At 30.5% G+C, this 20306-nt stretch carries 19 protein-coding genes; 5 read left to right on the forward strand and 14 right to left on the reverse strand.

Translation table 11 applies throughout. From position 1 onward, the window contains the following. Positions 1 to 118: 118 nt before the first annotated feature. Together ML436_09035 and ML436_09040 are read right to left on the reverse strand one after the other, a co-directional pair. The gene (locus tag ML436_09035; protein UMT77328.1) at positions 119 to 1342 is read right to left on the reverse strand and encodes an ABC transporter permease; all 1224 of its coding nucleotides are present in this window, start codon (positions 1340 to 1342) and stop codon (positions 119 to 121) included. Further along, positions 1335 to 2075, reverse strand: a complete 741-nt coding sequence (locus ML436_09040) for an ABC transporter ATP-binding protein (GenBank protein ID UMT77329.1) — start codon at positions 2073 to 2075, stop codon at positions 1335 to 1337. The genes ML436_09035 and ML436_09040 overlap by 8 nt, the downstream gene beginning before the upstream one ends. A gap of 133 nt (positions 2076 to 2208) precedes the next feature. On the opposite strand from ML436_09040, the gene ML436_09045 reads away from it, so the two are divergent. The 4 genes from ML436_09045 to ML436_09060 all read left to right on the forward strand — a co-directional run bounded on the left by ML436_09045 (position 2209) and on the right by ML436_09060 (position 5272). Continuing rightward, positions 2209 to 2631: an HIT family protein gene (locus tag ML436_09045; protein ID UMT77330.1), complete on the forward strand. Its 423-nt coding sequence runs from the start codon at positions 2209 to 2211 to the stop codon at positions 2629 to 2631. A 134-nt stretch (positions 2632 to 2765) separates the two neighbouring features. After that, on the forward strand, positions 2766 to 3131 hold the full coding sequence (locus tag ML436_09050) for a YtxH domain-containing protein (protein ID UMT77331.1): 366 nt from the start codon (positions 2766 to 2768) through the stop codon (positions 3129 to 3131). Positions 3132 to 3549: 418 nt separating this feature from the next. Beyond that, complete coding sequence (locus ML436_09055) at positions 3550 to 4107, forward strand: DUF3267 domain-containing protein (protein UMT77332.1); 558 nt, start codon at positions 3550 to 3552, stop codon at positions 4105 to 4107. 202 nt (positions 4108 to 4309) lie between these two features. After that, positions 4310 to 5272 (forward strand): peptidylprolyl isomerase, encoded by a 963-nt coding sequence (locus tag ML436_09060; GenBank protein UMT77333.1) that lies wholly within the window; start codon positions 4310 to 4312, stop codon positions 5270 to 5272. Positions 5273 to 5442: 170 nt separating this feature from the next. Here ML436_09060 and yhaM read toward each other — a convergent pair whose 3' ends face one another. The 8 genes from yhaM to ML436_09100 form a co-directional block, all read right to left on the reverse strand. Further along, positions 5443 to 6384: a 3'-5' exoribonuclease YhaM gene (yhaM, locus tag ML436_09065; protein UMT77334.1), complete on the reverse strand. Its 942-nt coding sequence runs from the start codon at positions 6382 to 6384 to the stop codon at positions 5443 to 5445. After that, on the reverse strand, positions 6381 to 9317 hold the full coding sequence (locus ML436_09070) for an AAA family ATPase (protein UMT77335.1): 2937 nt from the start codon (positions 9315 to 9317) through the stop codon (positions 6381 to 6383). The genes yhaM and ML436_09070 overlap by 4 nt, the downstream gene beginning before the upstream one ends. Continuing rightward, entirely contained in the window at positions 9307 to 10503 is a 1197-nt protein-coding gene (locus ML436_09075; protein UMT77336.1) for an exonuclease SbcCD subunit D, read from the reverse strand. Before ML436_09075 ends, ML436_09070 begins: the two co-directional genes overlap by 11 nt. Positions 10504 to 11321: 818 nt before the next feature. After that, on the reverse strand, positions 11322 to 11666 hold the full coding sequence (locus tag ML436_09080; protein UMT77337.1) for a YlbF/YmcA family competence regulator: 345 nt from the start codon (positions 11664 to 11666) through the stop codon (positions 11322 to 11324). 75 nt (positions 11667 to 11741) lie between these two features. Beyond that, the gene (locus ML436_09085; protein ID UMT77338.1) at positions 11742 to 12866 is read right to left on the reverse strand and encodes a DUF445 family protein; all 1125 of its coding nucleotides are present in this window, start codon (positions 12864 to 12866) and stop codon (positions 11742 to 11744) included. Between the two features lie 177 nt (positions 12867 to 13043). Further along, the gene (locus ML436_09090; GenBank protein ID UMT77339.1) at positions 13044 to 13508 is read right to left on the reverse strand and encodes a helix-turn-helix transcriptional regulator; all 465 of its coding nucleotides are present in this window, start codon (positions 13506 to 13508) and stop codon (positions 13044 to 13046) included. 357 nt (positions 13509 to 13865) lie between these two features. Continuing rightward, positions 13866 to 14489: a response regulator transcription factor gene (locus ML436_09095; protein ID UMT77340.1), complete on the reverse strand. Its 624-nt coding sequence runs from the start codon at positions 14487 to 14489 to the stop codon at positions 13866 to 13868. Positions 14490 to 14510: 21 nt separating this feature from the next. Next, positions 14511 to 15623, reverse strand: coding sequence for a GAF domain-containing sensor histidine kinase (locus tag ML436_09100; GenBank protein UMT77341.1), 1113 nt, complete (start codon positions 15621 to 15623; stop codon positions 14511 to 14513). Positions 15624 to 15784: 161 nt separating this feature from the next. On the opposite strand from ML436_09100, the gene ML436_09105 reads away from it, so the two are divergent. Next, the gene (locus ML436_09105; GenBank protein ID UMT77342.1) at positions 15785 to 16606 is read left to right on the forward strand and encodes an RluA family pseudouridine synthase; all 822 of its coding nucleotides are present in this window, start codon (positions 15785 to 15787) and stop codon (positions 16604 to 16606) included. A gap of 360 nt (positions 16607 to 16966) precedes the next feature. On the opposite strand, the gene fumC is transcribed toward ML436_09105, so the two are convergent. The 4 genes from fumC to ML436_09125 all read right to left on the reverse strand — a co-directional run bounded on the left by fumC (position 16967) and on the right by ML436_09125 (position 20196). After that, on the reverse strand, positions 16967 to 18352 hold the full coding sequence (gene fumC, locus ML436_09110) for a class II fumarate hydratase (protein ID UMT77343.1): 1386 nt from the start codon (positions 18350 to 18352) through the stop codon (positions 16967 to 16969). Between the two features lie 170 nt (positions 18353 to 18522). Continuing rightward, positions 18523 to 18924 carry a hypothetical protein gene (locus tag ML436_09115; protein UMT77344.1) on the reverse strand — a complete coding sequence of 134 codons (402 nt, stop codon included), beginning with the start codon at positions 18922 to 18924 and terminating at the stop codon, positions 18523 to 18525. A 487-nt stretch (positions 18925 to 19411) separates the two neighbouring features. Next, positions 19412 to 19564 (reverse strand): hypothetical protein, encoded by a 153-nt coding sequence (locus ML436_09120; protein UMT77345.1) that lies wholly within the window; start codon positions 19562 to 19564, stop codon positions 19412 to 19414. 32 nt (positions 19565 to 19596) lie between these two features. After that, positions 19597 to 20196 carry a glucosamine-6-phosphate isomerase gene (locus ML436_09125; protein UMT77346.1) on the reverse strand — a complete coding sequence of 200 codons (600 nt, stop codon included), beginning with the start codon at positions 20194 to 20196 and terminating at the stop codon, positions 19597 to 19599. Positions 20197 to 20306: the final 110 nt, after the last annotated feature.

Below are 20306 nucleotides of genomic sequence, written 5' to 3' on the forward strand. Positions count from 1 at the left end.
AAAGAAAACTTCCATTGGTTATGCTGTTCGCGTACAGATGCTAACGTAATACGAACGCCGTATAATTGGCACTCATCATTACAAGCATCTATACAACATACATTCCAATGGAAGTTTTTTAATCTCTTAATAATGTCTCTTGATATTTTAACTTTTTAATAATACTTCGGATTGTTAGTAAACCAACTATATAGAAAATAACAACAACATAAAATAACATCATATGTTTAATGATAGATGTCACAGCAAACACAGTACAAACAACAAACATCAATCTATATAAAAACTGCTCATACCCTTTGATTACCTTTTCTTCAGGCACCGGCCATACTTGTGGCCATAAACCATATGCTTGTTGTGAATAAAACTGTGCCATTTGTAGCAATATAATATACACAAAAAGACTTCCTATAACCGCTGTCACTAATGGATATGATAACCAAACCATTAATAGAACAGCGATAATTATTAATCTAAAGATAATATTAAATGCATCTCTTCCTCTAATAAAACTGCGTATAAATAAAAATAAATACATTGAATTCGAGTTGAATTTGTGACCTTTTGGAACTGGTAATAGTATATCCAAATAGCTCCGTCTAACTGCTGATTCTTTTAAGTGTTTCACATCCGTAAACATATTTACAAATTTGTAGTAGTTCATATGATGACGATGTTCGATTGCAATCATTTTCTCCCACGGATATAAAAAGCCAGGTTTATTCCTTTTGACTAATAATTCAATTAAGAGCGGTAAAACAATTAATAAACTTGCCACATACCACTTCATTCCTAGTATCAAATAATAAGTGACTCCGAAAATAAAAAATGATATGAGGTTCACTTGCCATGTTTTTAAACCTGATTGATACCACTGCCATCTTAAACGTAATCCAACATATGGAAATATCAATGCACTGATTGCAAAACATATATAAAATGCCACACTATGTTGATTAATATTATAAAATAGTGGGAACAATACGACGATGATAATGATTTGGATTAAAATTCTCGCAAAATAACTATATAAAATCGCATGGTTCATAAACTGGGACATATGCTTTTCAAATGGCAATAAAAATATTTTGTCCGCTTCTTTTAAGAGTGGTCGCATCGGGAAAATTGATACTAATGCAACAATGACTGAGGCAATCAATGCAAAATCAATATTTGTTGGAATGTGTTTCAACCATTCTCCGTATCCAAATATAAATGCACCTAGCAAAATAAGTAAAAAGACCATGAAATGACCATTAAATATGAACTTATTATAATAGTTTTTCTCTTTGCGAAGGGCATGTAACCTTTTATTAAATAATGTGGTCGCTTGATTACGCATGTATATCTCCACCTTGCGTCACATGAATATAAATATCATCAAGCGTTTGATTATGTAAGCCCGTTTGTTGTCTCAATGCTTCTAAATCGCCAAACGCCACTACTTTACCTTCATCTAAAATAATAAAGCGATCGCAATAACGTTCTGCAGTTGCTAAAATATGCGTACTCATTAAAACGGTTCTGCCTTCGTTTTTCTTTTCAACCATTAAATCTAACATCGATTGAATTCCTAAAGGATCTAATCCTAAAAATGGTTCATCTATAATATATAGTTCAGGATTAACAATAAACGCACAAATGATCATAACTTTTTGCTTCATACCTTTAGAAAAATGACTTGGAAATACTTTTAATTCATTTTCTAAACGGAATGTCTTTAATAATGGCATTGCACGCTTCATTGCTTCATCGCGATCAATATCATATGCCATTGCAGTCATCTCTATATGTTCTTCTAACGTAAGCTCTTCATAAATCACCGGAGACTCTGGAATATAAGATAACTTTCTACGATACGTTTCAATGTCATCATTAATATTTATATCTGAAATTGATAGAGATCCTTCCATAGGTGTCAATAATCCTAGCATATGTTTAATTGTTGTACTTTTACCTGCACCGTTAAGTCCAATAAGACCAACAATTTCGCCTTTGTTTAATTCAAAATTTATATCTTTAATTACAGGGCGTTTTCCATATCCACCTGTAAGATGTTCTACTTTAACTGTCATAAGGCACCTCCATGACTTATATTGTACCAAAAATTATAAAATGCTCATATTAAATAGACATGTACTAATATCGAATTTTTAGCGACAATGTTATAATAAATGATAATACGAGTTCAAAAGGAGTGTAGTCATCATGTCAGAAACAATTTTCGGCAAAATTTTAACTGGAGAAATTCCAAGCTTTAAAGTATATGAAGACGATTATGTCTATGCCTTTTTAGATATTTCACAAGTCACTAAAGGACATACGTTATTAATTCCTAAAAAAGCTTCTGCAAACATTTTCGAAACTGATGAAGAAACAATGAAACATATTGGAGCAGCTTTACCCAAAGTAGCAAACGCTATTAAGCGTGCTTTTAATCCTGATGGCTTAAATATCATTCAAAACAATGGTGAATTTGCTGATCAATCTGTATTTCACATTCATTTTCACTTAATTCCTAGATATGAAAATGATATCGATGGTTTTGGTTACAAATGGGAAACACACGAAGACATTTTAGATAATGAAGCGAAGCAACAAATTGCTGAAAAAATTCAAGCACAATTTTAAATATATGCTTAACCAATGATTGAACGGGTATATTACAATTAATATTAAAACGTTTGTGTTTGACTAAATGTCAAAAATGTTGGCACATATTAAGTTTATTAATATCACAGATGATAAAAGTGAGGAGAATATAAATGAAAGCATCACGCATTCTATTCGGTATCGGCGTTGGCGTAGCAGCTGGTTTTGTAGTTGCACTGCAAGGTAGAGATGACAAAAGTGTGAAAAATAATACAATTGATCGCACTGCCCCTACTGGTTCAAAATCTGAACTTCAACGTGAATTCGAAACAATTAAACAAAGTTTCAATGACATTTTAAATTACGGTGTTCAAATTAAAAATGAAGGCGAAGAATTTGGTAGTTCTATCGGTGGCGAAATTAAGTCATTACTTGGAAACTTTAAATCTGATATCAATCCTAATATTGAACGTTTACAATCACATATTGAAAACTTACAAAACCGTGGTGAAGATATCGGAAATGAATTATCTAAATAAAACTAGCATGTCTTAAGTCATTACAAACATTTATTAACAATGATTCAGTTATTGAGAGAATATAAACTGCATTAATTTTAAACGAGACGACATTAGAAATAATTACATTTCTGGTCGTCTCATTTTTTATGAAGTAAAATCCTCGAATAAAATGATTTTGAATTACTGATTTTATTAACCGTCACATTTATGTCGCTCCCCTTTTCAAAATAATAAAAATGAGTAATTTAATTTAAGTCCATTGATTATTTTGTTGTTTTCATATGTTCAACTTCAAATACTTAATTTATTGTTCTCAAAATGGTTAATTTAAAAATGTCACGCATGATATAAAACAAACATAATATGTTACTATTGAATTACTTAACCTGAGTTAGTTATAATCTAACTTATATTGAAAAGAGATGAGGCGTCAGACATGTTTTTATGTAAGAGACAAATTGATATTAATGCAAGATTTGGGTTGCCTAGAATCGCCTTTATGAGTGCCGTAGCAACCATTATAATGTTTTTAATAAGCTATGAAATAATGTACTTCTTATCGAATACGCCATTATCAGATAGACATTTTCTCATCTTTTTATTTTTAGTATTTTTGACCTATCCATTACATAAAAGTATTCATTTATTATTTTTCTTACCTTATCGTAAATCATTTAAAGTGCACAAATTGACTAAAAGAAAATGGCTTATTTTTTACAATACATATGTCAATCAGCCTGTACACAAATTTTATTTTTGCATTAACTTAATTTTACCTTTGATTATTTTATCTGGTATATTCATCATGCTAACAGTTGCTTTTCCACAATATGGACATTATTTTATGTTTTTATTGGCTTTAAATTTCGGTATTTCTGTTACTGATTTATTATATTTAAAAATAATTATATTTTCTAATTATGGACAATATATAGAAGAACATAGTACAGGTATTAATATTTTGAAAAAAATTAAAAATCCATATCATTTATAACAAAATAATTATAGCAAGGTGATATTATTTGTTTTTTAGCTATGTAATAGCTTACAATCAAATGTATATAGACCTTGTTTTTTATTTAACCAATTTTTACCCCTAAACCTAATGCTATAGTCTGATGCCATATGTTATTGGTTGGTGCTACTATAGAATTATGTTATATTCACGATGATTAACTTACAAAGGAGTTTCAACTATGAAGATGATAAACAAATTAATCGTTCCAGTTACAGCAAGTGCTTTATTACTTGGTGCTTGTGGTTCTAGTGCAACGGATTCAAAAGAAAATACATTAATTTCTTCAAAAGCTGGAAATGTAACAGTTGCAGATACTATGAAAAAAATCGGTAATGATCAAATCGCAAATGCATCATTTACTGAAATGTTAAATAAAATTTTAGCTGACAAATATAAAAATAAAGTTAGCGATAAGAAGATAGATGAACAAATCGAAAAAACTCAAAAACAATATGGTGGCAAAGATAAGTTTGAAAAGGCCTTACAACAGCAAGGTTTAACAGTAGATAAATATAAAGATAACTTACGTACTGCTGCTTATCAAAAAGAGCTATTAAATGACAAAATAAAACTATCTGATTCTGATATAAAAGAAAATAGTATTAAAGCTTCACATATTTTAATCAAAGTTAAATCTAAGAAAAGCGATAAAGAAGGTTTAGATGATAAAGAAGCTAAACAAAAAGCGGAAGAAATTCAAAAAGAAGTTTCTAAAGATCCAAGTAAATTTGGCGAAATCGCTAAAAAAGAATCAATGGATAAAGCTTCAGCCGAAAAAGATGGTTCATTAGGATATGTCCTAAAAGGTCAAACAGATGAGTCGTTTGAAAAAGCATTATTTAAACTTAAAGAAGGCGAAGTATCAGACGTAATTAAAACAAGTTACGGATATCATATTATTAAAGCAGATAAACCAACTGACTTTAATAGTGAAAAACAAAGTCTTAAAGAAAAACTAATCCAACAAAAGATTCAAAAGGATCCAAAATTACTTACAGACGCATATAAAGAATTATTGAAAGAATATGATGTTGACTTTAAAGACCGTGACATCAAGTCAGTTGTAGAAGATAAAATTTTAAATCCAGAAAAACTTAAACAAAATGGTTCACAAGGCGGACAATCCGGCATGAGCCAATAAATTAAAAAGAGCGACCGTGGTTAAATAACCTATGGTCGCTCATTTTTATTAAACTCCAAACAGGTGTGGTGTCTAATGGCCACTGCCCTTTTATTTCACATTAAATCAATGTTCAATTGATTAGACAATCATCATTACTTTTCTCACCTATCTGAAATATTATATTATTTTTAATCAAGTGATTCCGGATTATAGAATCGACGATTTTCAAGACCAAATATTTTATCTGTAAACTGACCTTTGTCAGTTTTTTTATAGGCCTTTTCAAACATATTCATTCTTGCATCAATGTTATCGATATAGCATAAAATTTCTGCTTCTTTTAAATATGGTAGTTTTGGTGAACCATATTCTAACTTACCATGATGAGATAAAATCATATGGCGTAATAACATAATTTCTTCACCATCAATGTTGAGTTCACGTGCAGCTTCAACTACTTCATCGCTCGCAATTGAGATATGTCCTAATAAGTTGCCTTCTACTGTATATGAAGTGGCAACAGGTCCACTCAATTCTCTAACTTTACCGATATCATGCAAAATAATACCACTATATAGCAAGCTCTTATTTAGCAATGGATAAATATCACAAATTGATTTCGCAATACGCAACATTGTTAATACGTGAAAGCTTAAACCGCTTGCAAAGTTATGATGATGTGAACTTGCGGCTGGATATGTGTAAAATCGTTCTTGATATTTTTTCAATAAATGACGTGTGATACGTTGTAAATTAGCGTTTTCAATATCTAGCAAATAATGAGAAATCTCTTCTTGTATTTCTGCCGGTGATAAAGGGGCACCATCTACAAATTGTTCTGTTTTTAATTGATCTTCAGCTGTCGCTAGTCTGATTTGATTGACTTTCATCTGTTTATTTCCGCGATAGTTTATGATGTCACCTTTAACATGTACAATTTCTTCGGGCTTAATTGTTGCCATATCATTTTTTGTAGCCGTCCAAAATTTCGCTTCAATTTCACCACTTTTATCTTGCAAATGTAATGTCATGTAATCTTTACCTTGTGCAGTTACACCTTGTGTAGCTTTATGCACTAAGAAAAAGTGATCAACTGAATCTCCGGGATTTAGATTCTCTATATTTCTCATCGTTTCCCGCCTTCCTCTATTTTGTTTAATGTAATCACTTCTTTTGATGGTACAATATTATCTTTAACACATGTGAAGTAAAGTACTTGATAGTGTTCTGATAATGATCGTAAATAATTCAACATTTTTTCAGTACGTTTTTTATCAAAATGAACAAATGCATCATCAACAATTAATGGGAAAGGATAATATGGACGTAACACTTTAATTAAGCTAATACGTAATGCTACATAAAGCAATTCTTTTGTAGATTGACTTAATTCAACAGGATCAAATAGTTGTCCATTTACATGTTTTACTGTAATTGAATCCTCATTATAATTAATCATCGTATATCTTCCATCAGTTAGATGTTTCAATATTTCTACTGCTTCATTAATTACTTGTGGCAATCGTTTATCTTTAATTTGTTTAATGTGTTCATCAACTAAACTTTGTAAATAACTTAAACTTGCCCAATCTTTAGCAATATCATTAAGTTGATTTTTAAGACTATGATATTCATGTCTTAAGTTTGCCAGTGTTGTATCTGTCTCCATATGATTGATTTGCGCACTTAAATCACTAACCTGTGTTTGCATTTCTAAATACTGTTCATTATATTCATCAACTTGAGTAGCTAACAAATGATCTTCTTCTTCAAGCTGTGCTGTCGTTTTTTCACTCAAACTTGAACTTAATTCATAAGAATAGTTTTGATTTTCAAGATATTTAGTCAAATCATTGAAACGATTCAAATTACTCGTGTATGTTTGATAGTCTTCATGATGTTGATAAAAATCTTCTTCTGAAGCAACATTGATATAATCAAATAATGATTTAATTTCATTATTGTTTTCTTCTAATTGTGCTTTTAAATGATTTAATTCATTAGTTGTAAGTTTTGTATTGTCATTATTAACACGCCATTTTTCATTTGTATCTTCAGCATTTTTTAACCATTGCTGTACATCATGGAATAATGACAATTTATTAAAGTATACAAATTGTGATTTAGTTACAGCTTCTGCATGATTATAAAATGTATCTAAATCTTGCACTAATCTTTGACGTTGTTGATTTAAATCACTAATATGTTGATCTAATGCTTTAATATTAGCCATTGTAGAAATGCTATCAACAATTAAATCATTTGAAATTTTAGATGATAAGAATAATTCATCTTTAACATTTTCAACTGTATTTTGTAATTCGTCATGTCGACCTTTTGCATCGTTTAAACGTCCTTCAATATATTGACGTTTTTCTTCTAAAATGTCTTTATTTTTCAAAGCTTGTTGCCAATGATCACGAACACGATATTGCTCATCAAGATCAAAGTCTAAATCGTAATTTTCATCTAAAATAGCTAACTGTGCTTTAATTTCTTCGATTTCATCAGTGATTGCTTCACTATAATCTACTTCTTTTGATTTAGCCATAATGATACCGATGATGAATACTAAAGTTAAAACTGCGAAAATAATACCAAATAACATATTATTTGAGATAAATGAAAATGCTGCTAAACCAATTCCTGCCAATGTTAAAATGATAAATGTTGTACGTAATAATTTTTGACGTTTTTGCTTTTCTTGTTGTTCAATTTCAAAACGTTCTTTTAGCTTGCCATACAAGTTCTCTTTTTCATTTAATTCAATGACTTGTTGTGAGTATTCTTTTTTCTTTTCAAATGTTTCTTCAGGAACGATTTTTTCTTCAACAGAATCTAATTCACTATGAATTGCATTATCTTCGATTTTATTCTCTTCTAGGCTACGTTCTAATTGTTTAATATATGCAGCTTGTTCTTGTTTATTTTTAATTTGTTCGCTAACATAACTTTTCATTGCCTCTGAGCTATCAACGCCATGATGGGTTTCAGACCAGCCTATATTAGCTTGCAATTCATCTTTATCACGCTGTTTGTTAGCAATATCTTTTTCAATCGCTGCTAGTTCGAATTCTTTGTTTTTAATTTCATTTTCTTGTTGATTTAAACTATTAAATGCATCTATATCTGATTGTTTAACTGGTTCTAATTGACTTGCTTCTTCTTCAAGTTGTGCTAAACGTTCGTTTCTTAAACCAATATCTCTTTCTAATGATTGCTTATGAGCTCTTGCCTTTTCATAACGATCTATACCTTTTTCAGGGAATGAAATCGGCTCAATGTTTAATTGCTGTTCAAGCGACTTCCATTCTTGTGAATGATCGTGTAAAGCGACCTCTTTTTGTTTTTCTTCATGCATCTTAGATAATTGATTAAGATTTTGCTTTAAATGATCTAATCGTCGTGATGATTTGTCACGATCGTCAACTAATCGGTGGTACGTTTCCAATTTAGCTTCTTCTTCACGAATTTGACTTTCAAGTTGCTTTAATTGCTCGATTTGCTGATTAATAATTGGATTTTTGCCAGACTTTTTATACAGTTCATCTTTTTTACGATTAATCACTTCTCGCATAGATGTAAATTCAGTTGATCCTAAAGCACCTGCTTGTAATAGATAATCTTGTAATTGCTTTTCATTTAAATTTCTATGGATATCTTGGAGACCTAAGACGTCGAATGAAAAGATACCTTGATAAGTCTTTTTAGAAATATAATTTAATTTCTTTTGAAGCCATGCATCATCACGTACTGAACCATTAGGTAGGTAAACTTTTACATCACCTTGTGCACTTCCTTTAATACGCTCAACTTCAATTTCTAAACCATCATCAAGAATAAGAACGAGTTTACCACCATATTGATTACCTAATCTTGGTTCTAATCGTGGTTCTTTTGATTTTTTAGTTGGAAAACCAAATAATATTGAGTGAATAAATGCTTGAATCGTAGATTTACCCGCTTCATTTTCACCAAATATTTCAGTGAAGTTTTTATTAAATTCAATTTTACGTTGAACAAATTGACCATAACCATAAATTTCAAGTGATTTAATTATCATTTTGTTCACCTCTCATTTCAGCTTTTAAAATTTCTTCAGCACGATTAACCAATGCTGTATGATCGAAAGTACCATAGTCATCTAAAAACTTAGATGCACGTGGATTTAAATATAAATCTGACATTGCTTTATCAAACACACCTTGATCAACTAATAAATCCGCTGAAAATTCATTAACTAAAGGCGATTCATCATTTTGTGCATATTGAATTTTTAAATCATCAATATATACAAATTGGTTTTCATTTTCTTCATAGTCAGCAATCATTTCTTCAACTTGCAATAAATCTTGTGGAGAAATTAACGTCTCACTATTGATAATTAGTGTAAGACGATAAAAAGCTTTACCTTCTTCTCTCACTTTTTCTTTAAAGCTTTGAATAACTTCATACAAACCTTGTTTAGACGTCTTATCCGTTTCTATTGTTGCTTCTTCAAATCTAATATATTGTGTTGGATAAAATTTAGTTTTTAATTTTAAGTGGTCACCTTCGATTAATAAGCAACCTTTTTCACCTTGCTCATTAAAATGTCTGCCTTGAATATTACCTGAATAGTTAATCACAGGCATGTCACTTAATTGTTGACGTTCATGAATATGTCCTAACGCCCAGTAATGATATAATTTACTGTTTAAATCCTCTAGTATAAATTCAGTATATCTTTCATTTACTGATGATTTGCTATAAGTTCCATGTAAGACACCAATGTGTATACCCTTTTGACCTTGGCTCGAAGGATATTCATCAATTTTATTTTCATAACTTGCTCTATTTTCATAACTAAAACCATGAATATAAATAGTTTCACCAGATTTAGTAATTGCTTCATAGGTCTCAACTTTATTAGAGAAAACAGAAACATTATCCGGCCAATTTGATGAAATCTTTGATGATAATGGATCGTGATTACCATGACATACGTAAACAAAGATTTGTTCATTTTGTAAACGTTCAAATTGTTGTTTCAGGAAAATTTCAGCACGCAACGTTCTATTTTCACTATCAAACAAATCACCAGCGATAATTACAAAATCAACATCCTGTTGTAATGCTATATCAACAATATTTTTAAAACTTTCATAAGCACTTTTTTGAACATCTTCAAAAATTTTAGGGCTTATATGACTCTTAGATTTGAAGGGACTATCTAAATGCAAATCCGAACAATGAATAAATTTAACCATACATCCATATCTCCTTAATTTAAGGTTCTAACATCAATTTCGCAAAATCCAACTATTAAAGCTTTGTCATCACTATTCCTAAAAGATATATTTATGCATCCTATTGAATAGTGATACATTAGCTGATTCATTAAAATCAGTTGATTTTTATTTTTGTCTCACAAAAAAGAGGTCGGGACAAAAGCGTTTAGGATTTGAGCAGAACCGAATGATGCGCGAAATTGTTTTCCAAATTTTGTCGAATCGTGAGAGTTTCTGCCGAAAATCCTGCTTTTGGGACGCCGTTAATCGGTTTCCCAGAGCACAAAATCTTTATGTCTCACCCTCGTGCTTTAGTCAAATCGTGATGTTTCAATTATTAACAAGTTTATTATTTCTTCATTTTACCATAATACGCTTCATATCGTCGATGAACATATGAATTTGAGGGATTTTTGTAACAGTTTATTTTTAAAATCATATAATATGGTTAAGTTTTTCGAATATCATGTTCAAAAATTCAAATTCTGGAAATAATTTCGTACCTAATATGGTGAGCTTTCGATATTACTCTACTCGAAAATGTTAGAACTCTCACAGTAATATTATAAGTTGAACTTCTCAACAAAAAATCGTGAACTTTCTCGGTAGTATTGTTAACACATCCAATAAGGATAGTCACGCACTTTAACATTCATGTTGTTAGTAAAAAGTTTTTTATCTCACATAAACGAACATTGCTATCGATTTTATTTGATATAAATAAAGACTGCCAACAAAGTCTCAAACTCTGTCGACAGTCATTCCCTATTCAATGGGCTTATTAATTATATAAAGTATTAGTCAGCGTAAATTTCGTCTAAAGGTTTAACGATAATTTGGTTGATTTCTTGGAATACTTGACTCATTTTTTGTTCAGCATTCATTAATGCAGAGATGTTTTCATCTTTTTCAATTGCTTGAGCTTGTTCTTGTGCTTTTTGTAAATCTTCTTCAGCAATTTCTTCACCTTGCATTTGTTTTTGTTGGAAGTTAATTTGTGTTTCACGGAACTCATCGAATAATTTTTTAGATTCTTCGTTCTCTTTTACATTAGCAAATGCTTCTTTGATTGCTTTGTATTCATCACTTTCTCTTAAAGCTTGTTCTAATTGATTTGCATAATCGTATAAATTTACTGCCATGGTTATAGCACTCCTTTGTTGTTGTTAACTTTTATATAAAAATGTTTCGCTATTACTTTAACACATCTCGCTTTTTTAGACAAAGATTGCAACCAGTCCTTGGAAAAACCCTATAATTCCACCTAAAATAAAGCCTAAAGACATGATAAGTTTTAATTCCTTATTTGCAATTTCAATGATTAATTTTTCAATATAATCTAATTCAAAAGTGTTAATTTGTTCTTCTATTAGTCCACGTAAATCTACTTTTGTCATTATAATTGATAAATGTTTAGATAACTGTAAAATGACTAAATCAGTTAGCTTTGTAGAAAGTTGATTTTCTATATAGTCAATCAAGTTCGGCATTATTGAAGTAATTGGTTTATTTGCTTGATTACTTATATAAGTCGTCAAATATACCGATACATTTTTGGCAATATCATTAAATTGCGTAGTATTGATTAGTTCATTTAATGGTTTATTTTTGAACGTTTCATACTCATTTGAAATGACTGATGTAACTATACCTCTCGCCTTAGGGTGTGAAGTTAATCTTATAAGCTCTTGCTGAATACGATCTGCAATGCTCTCTTTCGTCATAAACATTTGCAACATACCAATTAACTTACCTTTTTCATTGAAAAACGTATCCAACATGTCATTAATATCTTGTGTCCCTTTAGCTGAAGATAAATAATTTCTTGCACGATCACATAATAAGTCTGTCGCTTTATCTACTTGATTATCTAGTAACGTTACAAATTGATGTGGTAATAGCGCTGCAATCGTCTGATCTTGATGTGTTTGATAATATTGATTCAATTGTGATTCAATGTATTGACTTCCGTTAGTTTGTAATACACTTTCTAAATCGATATCTAACTGTGAAGTTAATTGCTGGATAGTTAGCTGATTTTTAGATATCTTTTGCAATTGTTTCGAAATCATAGAATTAATTGCTTCTTGTGATTTGCTGCTTTTTAATTTTTCACTTATTAAAGATTCGGTAAGTAAATGTTCTTCTATAACTTGACCAATCTTAGTTGCGATTTCTTCTCGTCTTTTAGGAATTAATCCAGGTGTAAATGGTACTCTAAATTTAAATATATAATATGGTTTAAAGGGGTGAAACAGCATTCTAATTGCGATTACATTCGTAATACCACCAATTATCGCCCCTACAACTATCATAAATATAATGATAAATAGTGCATTCATAATTTTGACTCCTTTGTTACAACATAGTTATTCATTATACCACTGTTTTGAACTTTTAATTCATTTTTCAATTTACTTTGTTACTAGTTTTATAACTATTTTACATACAAAAAAGCGATGCCTCACCTTAATTGGGTGTTCCACATCGCTTTGATTATTTATTAAAAGTATATAGGCCTAGATATGTACTAATTCTTCTTTAGCATTTCTGTTAAAGTATGTTTCAGCTTCTCTCATTTTAGAAGTACCGAAAATTGGTTGATTATCTGGATTCAATACACGATAAATATTACTTACTTTATTACTTTGTAATACGAAGCCATTACGTGTCTCAATGTTATTCCAGTAAATATCACTTGTTGGTGCATGGTTTGGATATGCACAATGATTTCTTGAAATTGTTTGAACGATTTCTAATGGATCACAGCCAAAAGTGCTGTTTAATACTTCAGAGTCTCTGAATAATGCACAAATTGAAATACAAGTTGTCCAATTTGGTAATACTCTCTCTTTTTCAATTTGTACTAAAGTCTTTTTAGAAAGTCCAATTGTTTGCGCCATAGTGTCTTGCGTATAACCAGCCTCTATACGAACCATTTTAAATTTTGTTTGAATTAAATCTGTAAAACTCTGTCTATCCATTCTGTTATCTACCTTTCTGTTTGGAGAATTTTATCCGGACACAAGAAATTGCAATAATACACATTTCTTGAAACACAGATTTCATCTTAATATATTTTTAATAAAATGAAAAGAGTCAATTTCACATTTGTATTAAATTTTGATCAAGTCAACAAAAGTTAAGTTTACTTTATAATGAATCAAAAGTAAACGAAGTTAAATTTTATGCATAATGTCTACATTTGATAAAACTTACACTTTTATTATGATATCAAATTTACAAAGAAAACTGTATAATAAATCCTATCGCTATGAAAAAAATCCTAATAAAATGTTGAAAATTTGACTATTTTTTGACGAATCTACAGGAAACTCACTTTATATTAATTTATTTTCCATTGCATAGATCGCAGCTTGTGTACGATCACTTACTTGTAACTTACTAAAAATATGACTAACATGCGTTTTAATTGTTTTTTCTGACACAAATAAAGTTTCTGCAATTTCTTTATTTGTTTTGCCTTTAACCATTTCTCGTAACACTTCTATTTCTCTCTTCGACAATTTATTCGTGTAATGTGGTTTTTGGCTTACCGTTTCAAATACATCTTGTGCTTTAGGATGTATCATTTTTTCACCATTCATGACACGCCTAATTGTGTCGATTAATTGCTGTGGCTCAACATCTTTCATTTCATAACCATCTGCGCCTTTATTGATAGCTGAAATCACGTGTTCGTCATCAACATAACTGGTTAAGACTAATACTTTAATTTCAGGATAGTGCGCCTTAATATATTCAGTAATTTCAATACCATTCATTTCAGGCATAACTAAATCTAATAACACAATATCTGGATGCTCATTATCTTTTAAATATTCTAAAAATGATTGACCATCTGAAAAATCTTGAATAACTTCTAAATTTTCAATTGTTGATAATAGAAAACGTAAACCTTGACGAACAATATAATGATCATCAACTAATATTACTTTGTCCATATGTTAACTCCTTATACTAAATTATTTGATAGGAATTGTGAATTTAATTTGTGTCCCTTCAGATGGCTGTGACTGAAATGTCACTTTGCCTTTTAATAATTTAACTCGTTGTTTTATATTGTTAATGCCATGTGACGAACTGATATCAACATCATCTATATCAAAACCTTGTCCATAATCATAGACATTTATGTATAGCATTTCGTTCGTTTGTTTTAACATTAAACTCATCGAATTAGTGTTTGCGTGTTTTTTTACATTATTTATGCATTCTTGTAATGCGCGATATATATTTTCTTCAATTTCATTGGAAAGGTCTATTAAGCCTTCTACATTAACTTTTAATTGAATTTGCATTAACTTACTATAAGCCGTCAAAGCGTGAAGCAAACCTTGTTCGAGTCCGACTGGCTTAAGTTGCCATATCAATGCACGCATTTCATTTACTGCATTTTGACTTGTCTCTTCAATTGTCTTAAATGCTTGTTTGGCAATGGTTTCATTCGTCATACCATATGCAGCATGTGCTGTTAACTTTACAGAAAAGAGCATTTGATTTACTGAATCATGTAAATCTCTAGCTAATCGGTTACGTTCATTTATTTTTGCGGCTTCTTTTTCACGATCTGTTAAATAAATACGTTTGATGGCTGAACCTAATTGAAATGCAACTGATTCTAATAATTCTAAATCTTCGTCACTATAAATTTCAGTATTAGGCGATGCAACATTTAGAATTCCAAATTGCTCTTGACCCGATTTAAGAGGCACTGTTGCATGATGCGTAATATCATCATTTTGACTTGGATAAGCTTTGGACGCAAGATTGATTCGGGAACAATTAACAATATTCGATGCTTTCATCAACCTGCCTTGATTAAAAGCTTTAACACACCAACACGACCCATCTTTTATATAATGACAATGTTCTGCCATTAATGAGTGAGGTAAGTCTACATGTGAAACGAGTTCATGCTCACCAACACTATTTATAAAAAATATCCATCCTGTCGTGAAATTACTGCCTTCGATTAAATATTTTAAAGCGCCCTGCGTCATACTATACATTTCTGTTTCTTCATTTAAAAATTCAGCAATTTCTTTTAATAAAGCCAGTCGCGTCTTTTGTTCCATCAAATCGCTCCAATTCATTTTACGTGTATTTACTATTATACATTGAGTTATTATATTTTAAAATCTTAGACATGAACATGATAAAATGATATTGATGATTTAATAGTTATATTCCGTTGAACTGTTTTGTGATATGATACTAAAGACTATAGGAGGATTTTATGAAATTTAAAATACCAGAAAACTTTAATGACTTAAGTTTACGAGACATTTTCCAACAACTTAAGCTACCTAAAAAAGACTTACACAATTTAAACATGTCTAAAGATATTACAATTAATGATCAATCAGCACGATTAATGGATAAAGTTCATACAGGTGATCAAGTATTTATACCTACACCTGAGGAAAAAAGTAACTACGTGCCTAGTTATCGTTATGCACAAATTAAATATGAAGATGATGACATGGCGATTGTGATGAAACCTAAAGGTGTGAAAACACATCCGAATGATTTAAAAGAAAGTAACACATTAATGAATCATGTTATCTATACTGTAGATAGTGATTATGTTGAACCAATTCATCGACTGGATCAAGAAACAGTTGGTTTATTAATCGTTGCTAAAAATCCTTTAATGAAAAAAATCCTTGATCGTATGTTAGAGGAAAATAACATTACACGTATATATAAAGCCAATGTAAAAGCATTACTACCATTAAAACCTCAAACGATTGATATGCCAATAGGTAAAGATAAATTCCATTCAAACAAACGTCGCGTTTCACCTACTGGTCAACGTGCGATTACGCATATTTTAACTTCTAAAATGTTAAAAGAAAATGTGTGTCAACTCGAAATTAAATTAGATACTGGTCGTACACACCAAATTCGTGTTCACTTAGCTGAAATTGGTCATCCAGTTATAGGCGATCCACTATATGGAGACTCAACATTGAGACAATTAGAACTTGAAAGTTATAAAATTGAGTTTATACACCCATTAACAAAAGAAGTTATTTCTGTTTCGTTAGATGATTAATATCGATAAATACGCATGACATTATGTCGTGTGGTATTGTTTTGTAATTAAATAATGCATTAATTGAAATCGGATATCTGAAAATTATTTCAGGTGTTCGATTTTATGTTGATATTTTGGAAAGCTTTTTATTTTGAGGATTAATTGTAGAATTCCATATATTCTTGTTCAACTGTAGTAAATGTATTTACGAGCGACGCATGATATCATATGCTTTTTTGCCATAAAATAAAGCTTGGAACACTACATCTACATGCAATGTCCAAACTTTATAACTCTTCATAAAATTGGTCTGATGTATTCAATTTGATATAGAGCCGATTTATTATAGCGCCACATTTATTTGATATAACTATTAAATTAGTGCGGATCTACCATATCTTCTGGCTTAATCCAAGCTTCGAATTGTTCCTCTGTTACATATCCTGTTTGAATTGCAGATTCTTTTAAAGTTAAGCCTTCTTTGTGAGCTTTTTTAGCAATTTGCGCTGCTTTCTCGTAACCGATATGTGGATTTAATGCTGTAACTAACATTAACGATTGATTTAAATAATTATCAATATTCTCTTCAATTGGTTCAATTCCTACAGCACAATTATTATTGAATGTTTCCATACCATCTGCTAAAAGATAGATAGATTGTAATGTATTATGCATAATTACTGGCTTATACACATTCAATTCGAAGTTACCTTGAGAGCTTGCAAATCCAACAACAGTATCATTACCCATGACTTGAACTGCAACCATAGTTAACATTTCACATTGAGTTGGGTTAACTTTACCAGGCATAATAGATGATCCTGGTTCATTTTCAGGGATAGAAATTTCTGCTAATCCAGCTCTTGGTCCAGAAGCTAACCATCTTACATCATTAGCAATTTTCATTAAATCACCAGCTAATGCTTTTAATGTTCCATGTAACTGTACAACTTCATCGTGCGCGGTTAATGCATGGAATTTATTTTCAGAAGATACAAATGGATAACCAGTATTTTCAGAAATATATTGTGCAACTTTATCACCAAATTCGGGATGTGCATTGATTCCAGTACCTACAGCTGTACCACCAATAGCAAGGTTTAAAATATGTTTTTTAGATTCTGATAACATTGTATCGCATCGATCCAACATATATCTCCATCCACTAATTTCTTGTCCTAATTTGATTGGCGTCGCATCTTGTAAATGTGTTCGTCCAATTTTTATAATTGAATCAAACTTAACTTCTTTTTCTTTCAATGTATTTCTTAAAAGTTTTAAAGCTGGTTCTAATTTTGTTTCAACTTCATGGTACAATGCTACGTGCATCGCTGTTGGGAATGTATCATTTGAACTTTGTGATTTATTAACGTCATCATTAGGATGAATACTTTCATCACTTTGATGTTCTTTCAAATACATGTTTGCAACAAAGCTTACCACTTCATTCACATTCATGTTACTTTGTGTCCCGCTTCCAGTTTGCCATACAACAAGTGGGAAGTGTTCATCTAGCTCGCCAGCTAAGATTTGGTCACAAGCGTATACAATGGCGTCTTTTTTGGCTTCACTTAATTTTCCTAAGTCAAAATTAGCTAATGCTGCAGCACGTTTTAATTGTGCAAAACCATAGACCACTTCAATTGGCATGCGCTCTTTACCAACCGGGAAATTTCTCTTACTTCTTTCAGTTTGAGCACCCCAATATTTATCTGCAGGTACTTCTATTTCTCCAAAAGTATCATGTTCAATTCTTACTGACATTCATTTTCTCCCCTTATCAATGTTTATTTATCTGTAGTATATCACTAAATAATTTATTTGAGCAATTTAAGATTAAAACGTTTTCATTTATTTAAAACAAAAATACACTAACCAAAAGTACATTGATATTCAACAACCATACTCACTTTCAATTAGTGTATATATTTTAATTAATCTACTTGGCGATATTTTGTTTTTGTGGCATCTACTGTCGCAAATGCAGTTAATATATATAGTACTGCACTAATAATTGTTGTATACGGATTTAATGCTACTAATGTTCCTAAAAACCCTGATAAACTTGAATAGAAACCATCAAGTGTGTAATACAAAATACCAGTAATTAATAAACAACAAATTACACTTATTACGATGCCAGATTGATTACTTTTAATGAATGTTTGAGCATTAACATCATCAATTAATCCTTTTGATAAGTTAAGCTGTAATTTCACTACTTTAAAAATGACTGGCAAGTAAAGCGCGCCGACTGCCAATGGAAAAGCTTTAATTGATATTAGACTAATTAGTACAGTCGCTATCAATAATTGAATCCAATATTTTCCTAACATATTCGTATAAATCTCCTCTATTTTCATTCTTCAATAGCATATCATAATAGAACCATTTTAAGAAATGTGCTTTAATAATTTCATTGAAAATATTATGAATATTACTGATAGGTGTTTTCTAAGGTCCATTATTTTTGCAGTTTGCTTTGATTTCGAATGGGAATATGAATGAGGTTGAGACATAAAGTTTTTGTGCTCTGGGAAACCGATTAACGGCGTCCCAAAAGCAGGATTTTCGGCAGAAACTCTCACAATTCGACAAAATTCGGAAAACAATTTTGCTCATCGTTCTGTTCTGCTCAAATCCTAAACGCTTTTGTCCTGACCTCGTTAATGTAATTCTGTTTTTATGACTAAAAATTAAAAAAGCTAGGTAACAAAATGCCACCTAACTTCATATTCAAGATTATCAGTCCAACTTGATATAGGTTCTATGCTATTCATTGTTTACACGATAAATAGCAGTATAATACACAATGATAATACTTTACTGATTGTCTTCGTCAGTACTCTTTTCTTGATCATTTTGATCTGAAATTTGTTCCATCTCTTTACCTAATTCTTTTAAATCTTCAAAATCAGTTACCATACTGTTTTCTTCTTCATGATAATTTAATTTTGCATTTTTATCTTTAGTCATTATAATCCCTCACAGATTTTTGATTAAGAAAATTAAGCAAAGCGAGATGTAAAGTAAGCTTTCACATCTTCTGGTAAACCGGCAGCCGCTTCTTTATCAAGAATAACATTTACCATTCTATGTGATTTTAAGTCAGCTGGTTCGAAACTTGTTTTACCATTTTCTTGGTATAATTTTTCAACAACTTCCTTTTTATTAGCACCTGTCACAACTAAGAATATTTCTCTCGCTTCCATTAAACCTTGGCGGATACTAACATTTAATTTTCCTTGCTCATCAATAGAAACAACTTGCAATGTTAATTTACCTTTATTTTCTTTAGTTTTAATTTTGTCAGAAATAAATTCAATAGCATCCTTTTCAAACGTAATTGGGTAGATTTGACTTGCTGGCACGCCTAATGCTTCAAAATAAGATTTTTTATTGTCGTAATCTAAAATATTTATTTGACTAAAATCAACAGCGTGTTTTTCAATGTTTTTCTTTAATTCATCTAATACTGGTGCTTGGTCTGTATCCAAATGAAAACCTGCAATTGTAGTAGGATTATTGTTAAATTGTTTTCTAATAATATCTGCAGCATACTCTGCTACAAGTTGACTGTTGTCAAATACTTTAAAGTTCATTGCCATGATCTTTACACTCCTCTTAGTTTGCATTTTACATAAAAACGGCGATATTAATAATTATTATACCCTAACTTGTACTATATCAAACCATTTTGCTTTTGCATGTACTTTAT

The organism is Staphylococcus roterodami (assembly GCA_022493055.1).
Classification (GTDB): domain Bacteria; phylum Bacillota; class Bacilli; order Staphylococcales; family Staphylococcaceae; genus Staphylococcus; species Staphylococcus singaporensis.

Coding starts and splice junctions, on each gene's coding strand:
- ML436_09035 (UMT77328.1), bottom strand. CDS start 1,342: ATGCGTAATCAAGCGACCACATTATTTAATAAAAGGTTACATGCCCTT.
- ML436_09040 (UMT77329.1), bottom strand. CDS start 2,075: ATGACAGTTAAAGTAGAACATCTTACAGGTGGATATGGAAAACGCCCT.
- ML436_09045 (UMT77330.1), top strand. CDS start 2,209: ATGTCAGAAACAATTTTCGGCAAAATTTTAACTGGAGAAATTCCAAGC.
- ML436_09050 (UMT77331.1), top strand. CDS start 2,766: ATGAAAGCATCACGCATTCTATTCGGTATCGGCGTTGGCGTAGCAGCT.
- ML436_09055 (UMT77332.1), top strand. CDS start 3,550: ATGTTTTTATGTAAGAGACAAATTGATATTAATGCAAGATTTGGGTTG.
- ML436_09060 (UMT77333.1), top strand. CDS start 4,310: ATGAAGATGATAAACAAATTAATCGTTCCAGTTACAGCAAGTGCTTTA.
- yhaM (UMT77334.1), bottom strand. CDS start 6,384: ATGAGAAATATAGAGAATCTAAATCCCGGAGATTCAGTTGATCACTTT.
- ML436_09070 (UMT77335.1), bottom strand. CDS start 9,317: ATGATAATTAAATCACTTGAAATTTATGGTTATGGTCAATTTGTTCAA.
- ML436_09075 (UMT77336.1), bottom strand. CDS start 10,503: ATGGTTAAATTTATTCATTGTTCGGATTTGCATTTAGATAGTCCCTTC.
- ML436_09080 (UMT77337.1), bottom strand. CDS start 11,666: ATGGCAGTAAATTTATACGATTATGCAAATCAATTAGAACAAGCTTTA.
- ML436_09085 (UMT77338.1), bottom strand. CDS start 12,866: ATGAATGCACTATTTATCATTATATTTATGATAGTTGTAGGGGCGATA.
- ML436_09090 (UMT77339.1), bottom strand. CDS start 13,508: ATGGATAGACAGAGTTTTACAGATTTAATTCAAACAAAATTTAAAATG.
- ML436_09095 (UMT77340.1), bottom strand. CDS start 14,489: ATGGACAAAGTAATATTAGTTGATGATCATTATATTGTTCGTCAAGGT.
- ML436_09100 (UMT77341.1), bottom strand. CDS start 15,623: ATGGAACAAAAGACGCGACTGGCTTTATTAAAAGAAATTGCTGAATTT.
- ML436_09105 (UMT77342.1), top strand. CDS start 15,785: ATGAAATTTAAAATACCAGAAAACTTTAATGACTTAAGTTTACGAGAC.
- fumC (UMT77343.1), bottom strand. CDS start 18,352: ATGTCAGTAAGAATTGAACATGATACTTTTGGAGAAATAGAAGTACCT.
- ML436_09115 (UMT77344.1), bottom strand. CDS start 18,924: ATGTTAGGAAAATATTGGATTCAATTATTGATAGCGACTGTACTAATT.
- ML436_09120 (UMT77345.1), bottom strand. CDS start 19,564: ATGACTAAAGATAAAAATGCAAAATTAAATTATCATGAAGAAGAAAAC.
- ML436_09125 (UMT77346.1), bottom strand. CDS start 20,196: ATGGCAATGAACTTTAAAGTATTTGACAACAGTCAACTTGTAGCAGAG.